A 13,066-nucleotide genomic window follows, 5' to 3' on the forward strand; every position below is an offset into this window, starting at 1 on the left:
GAACATCTTGTCAAGGGAGTTGTCAGGCTAGGTTGACACGTCTAACAATCGCCGCATGAACATAAATCTGCCCACACCCGCCTCGCCCTTCAACATCGGAACCCGTGGGTCGCCCCTCGCCCTCGCTCAAGCGCATGAGACGCGCGCAAGGCTGATGGCGGCCTTTGATCTGCCCGAAGATGCCTTTGCCATCTGCGTGATCAAGGTCACCGGCGACGTCATTCAGGACCGCGCGTTGAAGGATATCGGCGGCAAGGGCCTGTTCACGCGTGAGATTGAAGAGGCGCTGCTGGATGGTTCCATCGACATCGCCGTCCATTCGATGAAAGACATGCCGGTGGAACAACCCGGTGGTCTGGTGCTTGACACCTATCTGCCGCGCGAGGATGTGCGCGATGCTTTCGTATCCCTGACCGCCAAGGGCTTTGACGATCTGGAACAGGGTGCCATTGTCGGTACATCGTCGCTGCGCCGCCGGTCGCAATTGCTGGCCAAACGGCCCGATCTGAAGATCGTGGAATTCCGCGGCAATGTGCAGACAAGGCTGATGAAGCTTGGCAATGGGGTGGCAGAGGCGACATTTCTGGCCATGGCAGGTTTGAACCGGCTCAACATGGATGATGTGCCGCGAACCCCCATCTCGGTCGAAGACATGCTGCCCGCCATCGCCCAAGGGGCCATCGGGATCGAACGGCGCGGTGATGACAGCCGTGCGGCCACGATGCTGGAAGCGTTGCATGACGGCCCGACCGGCCAGCGCCTTGCCGCCGAACGCGCCTTCCTCGCGCATCTCGACGGGTCCTGCGAAACGCCGATTGGCGGGCTGGCGGAACTTGATGGCGGCAATTTGCGGCTGCGTGGTGAGATTCTGCGCACCGATGGCAGTCAGGTCCTGACCGATGACATGACCGGGGCGATCGAGGACGGGGCGGAAATGGGCCGGGCCATGGCGATCAAGCTGCTGGAACAGGCCGGCCCGGGCTTTTTCGACCACAAGTGACCTAGCCCGCAAGCGTCAGCGCGGGTGTCTTGGGGCGCTCCATCAGCATCTCTTCCAGCTCTGCCTCTGGCGCATTGCTATCCACTTCGTCGGTCCAGACCTGAAAGGATTTCAGGTCATAGGCCCCGAAAGATGTGATCATCGCGCCGTCAGCAGCATCGCGGCCGCGCACCATCAGCACCCGTCCGATCCGGGGGGTATTGTAGCGCGCGTCGAATGTGTACCAGCGCCCGCCCAGATAAGCCTCGAACCAGGCGCAGAAATCGCCCGGACCGCTGTAGGGCACGCCGACATCGCCAAGATAGCCGCTGGCATAGCGCGCAGGGACATTCATCGCCCGGCAGAATGCCACGGCCAGATGGGCGAAATCACGGCAGACCCCGGTCTTTTCGCGCTGGGCATCGGTGGCTGTCTTGGTGCTGCGGCCAAAGCCATAGCCAAAGGTCAGGTGATTATGCACGTGGTTGCAGATCGTCTGCACCAATTCCCAGCCGGGTGGGACATTGCCGAACAGATCGCGGGCTTCCTCTGCGATCAGATCGGAATCGCAATAGCGGCTGGGGGTCAGGAATTGCAGAGTCTCGAACGGCAGATCGGCGATATTGTGCTGCTTTGCGGTCCAGTCATAGGGATCTGGGGTGCCGTCCACCTCGACAATGCAATCGGACCAGAGAGAAACAACCTCATTGCCTGCGCGCAACCGTGTCAGTTCGTTGCCAAACCCGTCGATAAACGTCTCCATCGCGTGATCGGGCGAGGTTTGCACCTGTGGCTTGCCGATGATCTTGCCAGTGACGCTGGTATGGGGTGACAGGGCAAGAATAAGCACCGTGTCGGTTTTGCTTTTGATGACGATTTCGTATCCGATGCGAATGCGCATTGCTGCTGTCCTTTGTGTGACCTAGGGTTCAGGCAGTTGCGCCGTGAAGCCGATGTTTGTTTCCTGCCCTCTGCACCCGTCCCGAAGCCCTGAACCCAAGACAGGATCACCCCATCCGCACCCTTCGCATCATCCATGAGACACGGTATGAATATGACCGTCCCGTCACTTTCGGCAATCATCGGCTGATGATCCGGCCCCGCGACGGGCATGATATGCGTATTCTGGATTCAAGCCTGACTGTGTCTCCGCAGGCGGATGTGCATTGGGCCTTTGATACCTTCGGTAACTCCGTTGCCTTCCTTTCGTTCCTTGCTCCGGCGGATGAACTGCTGATCAAATCCGAATTGCTGCTGCGCCGCTATGGTCTGGACGAACCTGTCGCCCGGATCACCCGCTTTGCTGGGGATTTTCCAGTGGTCTACGACGCCGATGAACAGATCGATCTTGCCCCCTATATGACGCCGGAACATGCCCATGATCAGCCCCTGCTGGCGGAGTGGATCGACAATGTGATGCCCGATATGCCTGCGAATTGCATGGATGTTCTCGGGCCTTTGGCGGCGCTCATTCATAAGACGTTCCGTTATAACAGCCGCGAGGCGGAAGGCGTGCAAAGCCCCGCCGAAACGATTGCGTTGGGCAGCGGGACCTGCCGCGATTTCGCGCTGTTCTTTATGGATGCCGTGCGCCACCTTGGCTTTGCCGCGCGTTTCGTCACCGGCTATCTGCATGATGAGGCCGCCGCCAACCCCGATCAGGATATGACCGGCGGCGGGGCGACCCATGCCTGGGCCGATGTTTTCGTGCCGGGCGCTGGCTGGGTGGAATTTGACCCGACGAACCGGATCATCGGCAGCCGCAATCTGGTACGGGTCGCAACAACCCGGCGTCCTTCGCAGGCGATGCCGGTCAGCGGGTCATTCAGTGACGAAGGCGGGGAACTGGTCGCGATGCATGTCAGCGTCAGCGTGGCAGAGGAACCCTAGCCCGCTGTCATCTGGCGCCGACCGGACAGCCTGCGTGACGCTTCTGTTCGGTCAGCGTCGCTGTTCAGGCCCAAGTCGGCTGTTTAGGCTCTGCGCTGTGGTTTTCTTTGATGCGCGTGCGGGCCGAGGATGGTCGGCGGTCCACCATGAAATCATGGGCGACGGCATGGCTTAATGCGGTCCGGCCACGGCTCACACGGCTTTTGATCGTGCCAACCGTGCAACCGCAGGCGGCGGCAGCTTCAAGTTGCGAAAAGCCGTAAACGCCCATCAGAACCACCGGCTTGCGCTGCACATCGGGCAGAAGCGCGATTGCCGACAGCAATTCATTCATCGCAATGGCATGATCCTGCCGTGGTTGTTCGCTCAGACCATCGGCCAGCGCGCCATCGGCATCCTCGACCTCGCGCCGGTATTTCCGCAGGTCGGAAAAGAACGTGTTGCGCAGGATCGTGAACAGCCAGGCGCGCAGATGTGTGTCAGGGCGAAAGCTGTCGCGTTTGGCCCATGCCTTGAGCAGAGTTTCCTGCACCAGATCGTCAGCGCGGTGTTTATCTGACGTCAGCTTGAGCGCGCGGCGGTGCAGCGCCAGGGATTGTTGCGGAAGAAGAACGTGGAAAGCGTGTTGTTTGATCATGATGTGCCTCGTTTGTAAGCGTGACTGCCATGCGGGGTGTGGCCACCTGGGGTTTGGCCATGCGCGGCACAGGGCCGCGCATGGGATTTGGGTGCAGATCAGGCTGTCGCTGCGGCGTTCACCTTGGTTTCGGCCAGTTTCGACAGCGATTTGTCGGTCGCATATTCCTGATCCAGCGTTTCTTTCAGCAGATCAGCGGCTTTGCTGTGGCCAAGCTGTTTGGCCCATTGCACCAATGTGCCGTAGCGGGCGATTTCGTAATGTTCGACCGCCTGAGCAAGCGAGATGATCGCCGCATCCATTGTCTCTGGATCTTCGATCTCGCTCATCAGCCCTTCGGCTTCTTCCAGCAGGCCGACCATCGCATCGCATTTCGCGCCGCGTGCGGGTTTGCCGATCAGGTCGAACACCTCTTCCAGACGCATGATCTGATCCTCGGTTTCGTCCTTGTGGGTGGACAAAGCGAGTTTCAGCTTTTCGTTGGTGGCGTTCTTTTCCATCTTCGGCAGCGCCTTGAGGATCTTGCGTTCTGCGTAAAGAACATCCTTGAGCGTGTGTAAAAACAGGTCGTCAAAAGTTGTGATAGCCATGATACTTTCCTTTTTCGTGTTGAAGCAGGCAGCGCCTAGTTGCGCGTGCTATGGCCTGCTTTGCTGTCGATCATCTGCACACAATCCATCGGCATTGCGGCGTTGCGGCCCAATGGCTGATCGGACATGAACATTTCCTTGAACCGCTTGGCGTAGGCCCGCGAACGGGCAGAGCGTCTGATCTTGGTGATCGCCCGATCTGCGCTACGCGCGTCCTTGAGCAGGCGGATAAAAAGCTGTGACTGGTTCTCTTGCGGCATATGAAACTCCTTTATTTACAGGGGGTGTTACATGGGCTTGGCGTGGGAGACTGGGTTACAGGATCACGGCGATGATGATGACGACCAAAAGCGGTGCGCCTAAAAGCCAGGCAATGATTGCGGGCATGATGTTATCCTTTCGAAACTGTGGCTTTGATCAGCGTGTTGGCATGATCGTGGTGAAGCCAAGATTGGCATTGCGGTGACGGCCACCGGCGACTGCGGCAAAGAACGCGGCCAGCGCCCCCAGCAACAAGGTCGCAGCGGCGATAAAGCCGAACACGACACCGGCGATACGGGCATCCTCGATGGCGGCGGTGGCTGATGCGATGGCAGCGTCGATTTCGGTATTCACCTCATCGACACGGGCGCGGGCTTCGGCCTCGGACATCGTGGTGTTGGTCGCGACGATTTCCGCCAGATAGGCGCGGTCACGTTCGACCATTTCGCCTTCAACCGCGGCACGGGTGATCAGACTGGCGATTTCCTGCTGCGCATCGGGATTGATGTCGTCAGAACCGCGCAGCATCAGGCTGGCGAAGTAATCCGAAGATACAGCATCCGTCACCGTCTCTGCAGCAGTCCCGGCGGCATTGCTCCCGGCGCTGATCAGCCCGCCTGCGCCAGTGATCGCCAGAAAAGCACCGACCACCGCGCCAGTAGCCCAGACCAAAAGCCCGTGCGATCCGTCGCGCACTTCGATTTCTTCGCCGACAGCGTCGCCAGCAGGGCGGCGCATCCGGCCGGTCAGGTAACCGCCAGCGCCAAAGGCGGTGACCATCACCCAGACCATCCAGATGCCAGCCGCAATGGCCAGCCAGGAGGCAGAGACGCCTTCGCCGCGATAAGGCGATGTCAGCGACAGGCCCAATCCAGCACCGAAACTGGTCAGGACGAATGAAATCGCCAGCGCAAAGATCGTGCCAGCCAGAATGGCCGCCCAATCAACATATGAATGGGTGGATGCGCCCGCATCAGCTGTCGCATGGGGCAGGGTGGTCACAGGTGTCATGGCAATTTTCCTTTAAATTCTTGGTGGTTCAACGCAGGCCGACAAAGCTGAGAATGGCGAGGATGACGACAACGGCACCGACGATGTAAATGATCTGGTTCATGATATGTCCTTGTTTGCTGCTCCCCTGCGTCTTGTCCTGATGCAGGCGGGCCGGTTTGGTGTCTTGGTTGACCGCACCAATGGCGCGGCGGTGGTGTTGGGTGACCGGATGATCCGTCGGTAACGCAGTCTGATGTGCCTCTTGCGAGGATCGGGGACTCCTATGAGGCACTTGCATGGTCGCGATCATCCGGTCCTGCAGTGCGGACGGGACATCCACACGTGCAGGGACTGGATACGCGGTTGGGTTTTGTCCCGACAGCATCGGAATCTACCTAGGCGGGCGCCAGCAGGGGTTCAGGCTACCTGTGATTTGGTGGGTGTTATTGTTTTGAAACATGTTAGGGTCGCGGTGCTGACCCGCGGTCGGCGCGTTGTTCCCAGCCATGCGTATCGTCCCGTGACACCTTGCTCAGGAGCAGGCCTTGCCAAAGCGCGACCCAGATAAAACGCTGCATGTCGTGGCCCTTGGCGCTTCCGCCGGCGGGCTGGAGGCGTGCCGCGCCGTGCTGCGCGACATCCCCGCAGAGACGCAAGCGGCCTTTATCCTGATCCTGCATCAGGACCCCGCGCATGACGGGATGATGGTGGATTTGCTGAAAGACCATACCGGGCTGACCGTTGTGCAGGCCAGCCAGGACATGGAACTGCAACCCGGCACCCTGCATGTGATTCCACCCGGATTGTTCCTGCGGGTGAAGAAACGCATCCTGCATCTGTCCAAGCCCGACAAAGGCAAAGGCGTGCGCCTACCGTTCGATCTGTGTCTGCGATCTCTGGCCAAGGATAAAAGCGTGCAGCCCGCCTGTATCGTCTTGTCCGGCACCGCTGACGATGGCAGTGCCGCACTTGCCGATTTCGCCAAGGCGGGCGGTCTGGTCATCGCCCAGGACCCGGGCGATGCGCGCTATCCCGGCATGCCGCAAAGCGCCATCGATACCGGCCATGTGGCGCAAATCCTTGCTACGGCGGATATGAAGGCGGCCATCACCGCCTTTGTTGCGACCAGTCAGGCCGGTGTAGCAACCGACCAGCCCGAAACCAGTAGCGATGATGTGCTGGACTTTATCCGCAGCCACGGCGCGCAGGATCTTTCGCTTTATAAACGCGGCACGCTGGAACGGCGGGTCGCGCGGCGCATGGCGCTGATCGGGCTGGGGCCGGATGATAATGCGCGCTATCTGGCGATCCTGCGGGAAGACAAAGATGAACGCAGCCAGTTGTCCGCCGATCTCTTGATCCATGTGACCAGCTTTTTCCGCGACGCGGCGGTGTTCGACCATCTGTCCACCAAGGCGCTGCCCGATCTGCTGGCCGCACATCCCGGTGACCGCCCCTTGCGCATCTGGGTCGCCGGATGCAGCACGGGGGAAGAGGCCTATAGCCTTGCCATGATCTGCATGGAGGCGGTCGAAACCAGCGGATTCAAGGGACAGGTGCAGGTTCTCGCCTCTGACATCGACCCAGAGGCGATTGCCACTGCCAGGGCCGGTTACTATTCCGCTGATATCGAGGCGAGTGTTTCCCCCGCCCGTCTGGAACGGTTCTTCATCCCCGAGGATGGCGGCTGGCGCGTCACCTCGCGGCTGCGCGATATCATCGTTTTTACCGTTGCCGACCTGCTGTCTGACCCGCCGTTTTCCAAGATCGATCTGGTGTCCTGCCGCAATGTGCTGATCTACCTCACGCCCGATGCACAGAAACGCGTGATCGCGCGGACCTGCTTTGCCTTGCGGCAGGGTGGGCTCTTGCTACTGGGCGCGGCAGAGATGCCGGGTGCCAGCGACACCTGTTTCACCATGATGGATAAATCGGCCCGGCTCTGGCAGCGCACCGGCAACAGCCAGCCGCAGGATCTGGATTTCGCGGTTGGCCTGCGCGATGACATGCCGCCCCGGCGCGGTGCGTCACCGGCGCAGAATGCGTCACTGGCCAATCTGTGCCGCCGGATCGTGCTGGAATATCATGCCCCCGCTGCGGTGCTGTTCAATGCGCGGTTTGAAACGCTCTATCTGCTCGGCCCGACCGAACGCTATCTGAAATTCACCCAAGGCCATCCGTCAACCGATCTGGTCGGCTTGCTGCCCAAAGCGGTTCGCACGCGGTTCCGCAATGCCGTCGCAAGCTGCAACGCCAGCAACACGCTCGCCACTGTCGCAGGCAGCCGGACGCCCGGTCAGCCCAGTTTCGATATCGTCGTACATCTTGTCTCTGGCGGGGCGCAGCCGATGCTTTTGGCCTGTTTCGTGGACCGTGTGCCGATGACGTCAGAGGGTGACGCGCTCAGCAGCAAGTCCACCCAGCATAATGTCGATCTGGAACATGAACTGGCCACCACACGCACCGATCTGTCAGAGGCCCTGCGCGATCTGGAAGAAGAGATCGAGGCGCATGGCACCGATGCCGCAGAGGCGCGGTCGATCCACGAGGAATTCCAATCCACGAATGAGGAATTGCTGGCGTCGAAAGAAGAACTGCAATCACTGAACGAAGAACTGACCGCGTTGAATGTGCAATTGCAGGAAACGCTGGAACGGCACCGGACCACGGCGAATGACCTGCAAAACGTGCTTTACAGCACCGATGTCGCGACATTGTTTCTGGATCTTGACCTGACGATCCGGTTTTTTACCCCCGCCGCGCGGCAGATTTTCCGGGTGATCCCGTCGGATGTCGGGCGGCCCTTTACCGATCTGGCCTCTGTCGCGCGCGATGATGATCTGATCCGCGACACGCAGGCCGTTCTTGCCAGCAACGACCCGATGGAAAGCGAAGCACCGGGCGGCGATGACAAATGGTTCCTGCGCCGGATCCAGCCCTACCGCGCTGAAGGTAACAAGATCGACGGGCTGGTGATCACCTATATCGACATTACAGAACGCAAACGCGCCACGGTCTCGCTGATCACTGCGATGGATGAGGCGGAACGCGCGACCAAGGCGAAATCACGCTTTCTCGCCTCCGCCAGCCACGATCTTCGCCAGCCTTTGCAATCCATGGCCTTGCTGCACAAATTGCTCGCGCGCCACCGCCCCTCGACCGAGGCGTTGCGGCTGACTGCGATCCTTGATCAGACGCTGAATTCGATGACGCTGATGCTGGATTCGATGCTGGACGTGAACCGGATTGAATCCGGCACCGTGCGGCCGGATATCCAGCCGGTGGCGATCGGTCCGCTGATGCAGCGGCTGGCCGATGAAGTTGCACCGCAGGCAGATCTCAAGGGGTTGCGACTGCGCGCGGCGCCCTGTTCGCTTTGGGTCATGACCGATCCGCAATTGCTGGAACAGATGCTGCGCAACCTGCTATCCAATGCGGTGAAATACACGGTCAAAGGTGGCATGGTGCTGGGGTGTCGCAGGCGCAATGGTCAGGTCGTCGTGCAGGTTTGTGACAGCGGCATCGGCATCGCCGACACCGATACCAAGGCGATTTTCAACGCCTATCACCGCGTCGATACCGATACGGTCATGACTGAACAGGGGATGGGCCTTGGCCTTGCCATCGTGCAGCGGCTGGCGATGTTGATGGATCATCCTGTCGCCGTGCAGTCGCGTTTGGGCAAAGGGTCCTGTTTCAGCATGACGCTTGAGATCGTGGACAAAGCGGCACAGGCCGACGTCCCGAAACCGGGGGGCAGGATCAAACCCCAGACCGGCACCATCCTGCTGGTCGAGGATGAAGACCCGCTGCGCGAATTGATGACCAAGATGCTGGCGAAAGCCGGTCACACCGTCATTGCCAAGGCCGATGCAAAATCCGCGCTGTCATGGGCAGGCAGTGACCCTGACGGGCCTGACCTGTTGTTGACGGATTATGATCTGGCCGAGGCGGATAACGGTCTGACCCTCGCGCAGGATCTGACCGATATGCTGGGTGATGATCTGCCGACGATCATCCTGACCGGCGATATCACAACAGAAACGCTGAAAGCCATTGACGCAGCCGGTTTCAGACAGGTGATCAAACCGGTTTTGCCGGATGTTCTGCTGGATCAGATATCGGCCTTGCTGACCCCTGCCAAAGGGGCAAGGCCTGTCCGCAAGAAACGGACCACCGCGACATCGGAGGCCGGCACGACAGTGCATGTCGTGGATGATCATCTGATGGTGCGCGAAACCATGCGGCGCTTGTTCGAGGTCGAAGGCTGGGCCGTCAAAACCTATGCGTCGAGCGAGGAATTTCTGGCCGCCCCCCGCCCACAGGACAGCGATTGTGTGCTGGTCGACAACCATCTGCCGGGCATGGACGGCGCCGCGCTGATCGCCACCTTGCGGGACGAAGGGTATGACCTGCCGATGGTCATGCTGACGGGTCACGGCGATGTCGCCATCGCTGTCGCAGCCTTCAAGGCGGGGGCGTCAGATCTGATCGAAAAACCCGCCAGTGCCGCAGTGCTGCTGGCCAGCCTGCGGCATGCAATGGTCTCCAAACCGGGCGATCAGGGACAAAGCAAGGCCGCCGTCGCGGCGCGCAAAAGGTTCGCCAGTCTGACGCCACGCGAAACCGATGTGCTGGGGGGCGTGCTGGAGGGCGCGCCGAACAAGATCATCGCCGCCGATCTTGGGATTAATCAGCGCACGGTGGAAAATCACCGCGCATCTGTCATGCGCAAGACAGGTGCGACATCGCTGCCTGCCTTGGTGCGGCTGGCGCATGTCGGCGGTGTGCAAGGAAAGACGGATTGACCGTGGCTCTTTGGGAACGGAACCACCGCAGCCACGTTTGACGAAGGGAGGAGGATCACACCTTCAAAGGAAACCTCAATGCCCAAAACACTTGCCGCCAACATGCGCCGGATGCAGCGTATGATGCGCCCGGCGAAACTGACCAAGAAAAGCCAGTCGATCCTGATCGCTTCGGCTTTCTCGCCTTTCGGGGCAGCCAAGCCGAAAAAGACCAAAACCCAGGCCACAGCCGCCGGTCAGGCGCTGGGTCTGATGGTCAATAATATCCGCGCCGCCCAAGGGCTGATGCCCGGGGCCAGCAAACCCACCACGACACGCGCGGTTGCGCCAACTGTCCCCAAAGGTGCGCAATATCTGTCGCGCCAGCACCGCTCTGCGCAGGGCGCGCGAGGCTATAAGCTTTATCTGCCCGCCTCTGCCCCGAAAAAACCCAAAGGGCTGATCCTGATGCTGCATGGCTGCGGGCAGGACCCTGATGATTTTGCCCTTGGCACCCATATGAATGCGGTGGCGGAAAAACACGGGCTGGCGGTGGCCTATCCGGCACAGACCCGCAAGCATAATGCGGGCGGCTGCTGGAACTGGTTCGGCCCGGCGCATCAGATCCGGGGCGTGGGGGAACCGGCGATCCTCGCGTCCCTGACCCGCAAATTGATGCGCGAATTGGGTGTGACACGCGACAATGTCTATGTCGCGGGCCTGTCCGCGGGTGGGGCGATGGCCGCGATTTTGGTGGATGTTTATCCCGATGTCTTTGCGGCTGCCGGTATTCATTCCGGTCTGGCCCGGGGCGCGGCGCGGGATGTGTCATCAGCGATGGGGGCGATGCGCAGCGGCGCGCCGGGCGGCTCTGCCCCGGCGGCTTTGCGTGCGACATACAAACCGGTCCGGCGGATCATCTTTCAAGGCGATAATGACGGCACCGTGCATCTGTCCAATGCGCAGCATCTGGTAACCGCCGCCTTGGGTGATGATCCGACAGCCGCGCGGATCACCAGCAATTCCGTGCGCAAGATCGGCTATACCCGCAGCGATTTTGCAAGCAACGGCGATCTGGGAGAGTTGGAATTATGGGTGCTGAAAGGGGCCGGTCACGCCTGGTCGGGGGGCCGTGTCGCCGGGTCCTACACCGACCATAAAGGCCCTGACGCCTCGACCCAGATGGTGCGGTTCTTTCTGGCCGCTTCCCGCTGACGTAGCGGAGCCTGCCGGAACGCGAATGGCTTCGACACGGTTTCCTTCTTGTGACGGGCCGCAGCGACGGCTGATCACACCCTTTGCAGAGGGCACCTGCAGCCAGAGATCCCGACCAACGGGATCAAGGAGAATATTATGACCGACCATAACACCCCCGCACAGCCCAGCACCATTGGCGGTGCCTTCAGCTTTAACCGCGAAGGCTATGGCCATGTCGAAACCCATGCGCTGACCACCAATGATGTCGAAAACGCCTATGTCTATGGCCGCGACGATGAAACCATCGGCTCGATCAGCAATCTGGAAGTCGGCGCCGATGGCAAGATCACCCATGCGATCGTCGATGTCGGCGGTTTTCTGGGCATGGGCGCGCATTCCGTCAAACTGCCGTTCAGCGACCTGACCGTGTTGCGTGAAACGAACGGGGCTGACCTGCGTATCCATCTTGATACAACCGCAGAACAGCTCAAGGCGATGCCGCAATACCACGCGTGATCTGACCCCGCGCGACCATGCAAAGAGGCCGCACAAGCGATTGTGCGGCCTCTTTTCTTTGCGGGAAAGGTGACAGCGCATCGTCACGCGCCATCACCAGGCCGTATCAATTTGCGGATTCGTATTCCGGCAGGTTCTGGATCTGCTCTTCCGTCGCATCGACATAGACACGCACATCGTCATTCGCTTCCGTCGTCAGGATGGTCAGCTCGTCATAGGACAAAGCCGCCTGGCGGCTGCCGATGCCCAGAAAACCACCGAAATCGATGATCACATCCATGACCTCGCCACCTTCACCCAGGATCAGCTCTTCCACAGTGCCGACATCGGTGTCGTTGATGTCATAGACCGATTGACCGACCAATGTGTCGCTGGACACGCTGCCGACTTCCATACGGCCATAACCGTCACGTTCGATATCAGGCGCGGCAAAGGCACCACGTTCCGTATCATCGGCCTGCATACCCGGCTGACCGTCCATCGGCATGGCGTCCGGATCGGTCGCATCAGTGCCGTCATTTTCAGCGTCGGTCGGCATCCCGTCCTGTGTCTCGGTCACCTGACCACCCTGACCTTCGGCTTCCAGATCGCTGCGGTCACCCGCGCCGGTGGTGGTGCGGTCAAATGCAGGCGTCTGCCCTAGCTCATCGGCATTGGTATCGGCGATGATGATCAATTCGCCCATATCATCCGGGCTGGTGGTGAAATCCAGCTTGTCCATGCCCATCGCGACATCCTGTTCGCCCATGCCAAGGAAACCGCCGACACCGATCACCAGCGCGCGGACTTCGCCGTCAGCGGACAGGATCACTTCGTTGATCTGGCCGATGACTTCCAGATCATCCATGGTGCCGCCTGTGGTCGTGGCTGTGCCATCATCCGGCGCGGTGGCCATGTCATCGGTGTTTTCGCTGCTCAGATCAGCCGCTGTGTCGGTTTCTGTGCCAGAAGTGCTGGCCTGTGCATAGACATCCATGCCCATCAGTTCGGATACGAAAATATCCGTCTGCGCGCGTTCTGACAAAAAGCCCGATGTGGCGCTGGTTTCGGTTGTGGTTTCTGCTGTGGTTTCGTCGGTTGTGACCTGTGCCAGCGTGACCGATGGCAGACCCATCGCAATGACGAGGGCCGTTGTTGAGAGAAATCTATTCATAATATGTCCTCCGGGCTGAATGCAGGTCGGGTACCGGCTGCTTGTTCGCCCAATATCCAAGGA

Annotated in this window: 12 protein-coding genes; 5 read left to right on the forward strand and 7 right to left on the reverse strand. The window is 60.1% G+C overall.

What is annotated here, in order from left to right:
* Positions 1-55: 55 nt before the first annotated feature.
* Positions 56-1,000, forward strand: a complete 945-nt coding sequence (gene hemC / locus VOY09_RS08380) for a hydroxymethylbilane synthase (RefSeq protein WP_322893960.1) — start codon at positions 56-58, stop codon at positions 998-1,000.
* A gap of 1 nt (position 1,001) precedes the next feature.
* Here hemC and VOY09_RS08385 read toward each other — a convergent pair whose 3' ends face one another.
* The gene (locus tag VOY09_RS08385) at positions 1,002-1,880 is read right to left on the reverse strand and encodes a transglutaminase family protein (RefSeq protein ID WP_322893959.1); all 879 of its coding nucleotides are present in this window, start codon (positions 1,878-1,880) and stop codon (positions 1,002-1,004) included.
* A gap of 56 nt (positions 1,881-1,936) precedes the next feature.
* On the opposite strand from VOY09_RS08385, the gene VOY09_RS08390 reads away from it, so the two are divergent.
* Positions 1,937-2,869: a transglutaminase family protein gene (locus VOY09_RS08390; protein ID WP_322893958.1), complete on the forward strand. Its 933-nt coding sequence runs from the start codon at positions 1,937-1,939 to the stop codon at positions 2,867-2,869.
* Between the two features lie 64 nt (positions 2,870-2,933).
* Here VOY09_RS08390 and VOY09_RS08395 read toward each other — a convergent pair whose 3' ends face one another.
* The 5 genes from VOY09_RS08395 to VOY09_RS08415 form a co-directional block, all read right to left on the reverse strand.
* Positions 2,934-3,506: a sigma-70 family RNA polymerase sigma factor gene (locus VOY09_RS08395; RefSeq protein WP_322893957.1), complete on the reverse strand. Its 573-nt coding sequence runs from the start codon at positions 3,504-3,506 to the stop codon at positions 2,934-2,936.
* A gap of 98 nt (positions 3,507-3,604) precedes the next feature.
* The gene (locus VOY09_RS08400) at positions 3,605-4,096 is read right to left on the reverse strand and encodes a ferritin-like domain-containing protein (protein WP_322893956.1); all 492 of its coding nucleotides are present in this window, start codon (positions 4,094-4,096) and stop codon (positions 3,605-3,607) included.
* 35 nt (positions 4,097-4,131) lie between these two features.
* On the reverse strand, positions 4,132-4,356 hold the full coding sequence (locus tag VOY09_RS08405) for a hypothetical protein (protein ID WP_322893955.1): 225 nt from the start codon (positions 4,354-4,356) through the stop codon (positions 4,132-4,134).
* 157 nt (positions 4,357-4,513) lie between these two features.
* A complete protein-coding gene (locus tag VOY09_RS08410; RefSeq protein ID WP_322893954.1) occupies positions 4,514-5,368 on the reverse strand; it encodes a hypothetical protein in 855 nt (284 codons plus the stop codon).
* 28 nt (positions 5,369-5,396) lie between these two features.
* A complete protein-coding gene (locus VOY09_RS08415; RefSeq protein ID WP_322893953.1) occupies positions 5,397-5,660 on the reverse strand; it encodes a hypothetical protein in 264 nt (87 codons plus the stop codon).
* Between the two features lie 235 nt (positions 5,661-5,895).
* Between VOY09_RS08415 and VOY09_RS08420 the strand changes: the two genes are divergently transcribed.
* The 3 genes from VOY09_RS08420 to VOY09_RS08430 all read left to right on the forward strand — a co-directional run bounded on the left by VOY09_RS08420 (position 5,896) and on the right by VOY09_RS08430 (position 11,850).
* Positions 5,896-10,158, forward strand: coding sequence for a CheR family methyltransferase (locus VOY09_RS08420; RefSeq protein ID WP_322893952.1), 4,263 nt, complete (start codon positions 5,896-5,898; stop codon positions 10,156-10,158).
* A gap of 78 nt (positions 10,159-10,236) precedes the next feature.
* A complete protein-coding gene (locus VOY09_RS08425; protein WP_322893951.1) occupies positions 10,237-11,352 on the forward strand; it encodes a PHB depolymerase family esterase in 1,116 nt (371 codons plus the stop codon).
* Positions 11,353-11,490: 138 nt separating this feature from the next.
* Positions 11,491-11,850 (forward strand): PRC-barrel domain-containing protein, encoded by a 360-nt coding sequence (locus VOY09_RS08430; protein ID WP_322893950.1) that lies wholly within the window; start codon positions 11,491-11,493, stop codon positions 11,848-11,850.
* A 106-nt stretch (positions 11,851-11,956) separates the two neighbouring features.
* Here VOY09_RS08430 and VOY09_RS08435 read toward each other — a convergent pair whose 3' ends face one another.
* Positions 11,957-13,003 carry a PRC-barrel domain-containing protein gene (locus VOY09_RS08435; RefSeq protein ID WP_322893949.1) on the reverse strand — a complete coding sequence of 349 codons (1,047 nt, stop codon included), beginning with the start codon at positions 13,001-13,003 and terminating at the stop codon, positions 11,957-11,959.
* Positions 13,004-13,066: the final 63 nt, after the last annotated feature.

The organism is Yoonia sp. 67-2, from assembly GCF_035117555.1.
Lineage (GTDB): Bacteria > Pseudomonadota > Alphaproteobacteria > Rhodobacterales > Rhodobacteraceae > Yoonia.

Excerpts from the sequence above, each read along its gene's own strand:
- VOY09_RS08425 (WP_322893951.1), top strand. The coding sequence starts at position 10,237 with ATGCCCAAAACACTTGCCGCCAACATGCGCCGGATGCAGCGTATGATG.
- VOY09_RS08410 (WP_322893954.1), bottom strand. The coding sequence starts at position 5,368 with ATGACACCTGTGACCACCCTGCCCCATGCGACAGCTGATGCGGGCGCA.
- VOY09_RS08405 (WP_322893955.1), bottom strand. The coding sequence starts at position 4,356 with ATGCCGCAAGAGAACCAGTCACAGCTTTTTATCCGCCTGCTCAAGGAC.
- VOY09_RS08430 (WP_322893950.1), top strand. The coding sequence starts at position 11,491 with ATGACCGACCATAACACCCCCGCACAGCCCAGCACCATTGGCGGTGCC.
- VOY09_RS08385 (WP_322893959.1), bottom strand. The coding sequence starts at position 1,880 with ATGCGCATTCGCATCGGATACGAAATCGTCATCAAAAGCAAAACCGAC.
- VOY09_RS08415 (WP_322893953.1), bottom strand. The coding sequence starts at position 5,660 with ATGATCGCGACCATGCAAGTGCCTCATAGGAGTCCCCGATCCTCGCAA.
- VOY09_RS08435 (WP_322893949.1), bottom strand. The coding sequence starts at position 13,003 with ATGAATAGATTTCTCTCAACAACGGCCCTCGTCATTGCGATGGGTCTG.
- VOY09_RS08395 (WP_322893957.1), bottom strand. The coding sequence starts at position 3,506 with ATGATCAAACAACACGCTTTCCACGTTCTTCTTCCGCAACAATCCCTG.
- hemC (WP_322893960.1), top strand. The coding sequence starts at position 56 with ATGAACATAAATCTGCCCACACCCGCCTCGCCCTTCAACATCGGAACC.
- VOY09_RS08400 (WP_322893956.1), bottom strand. The coding sequence starts at position 4,096 with ATGGCTATCACAACTTTTGACGACCTGTTTTTACACACGCTCAAGGAT.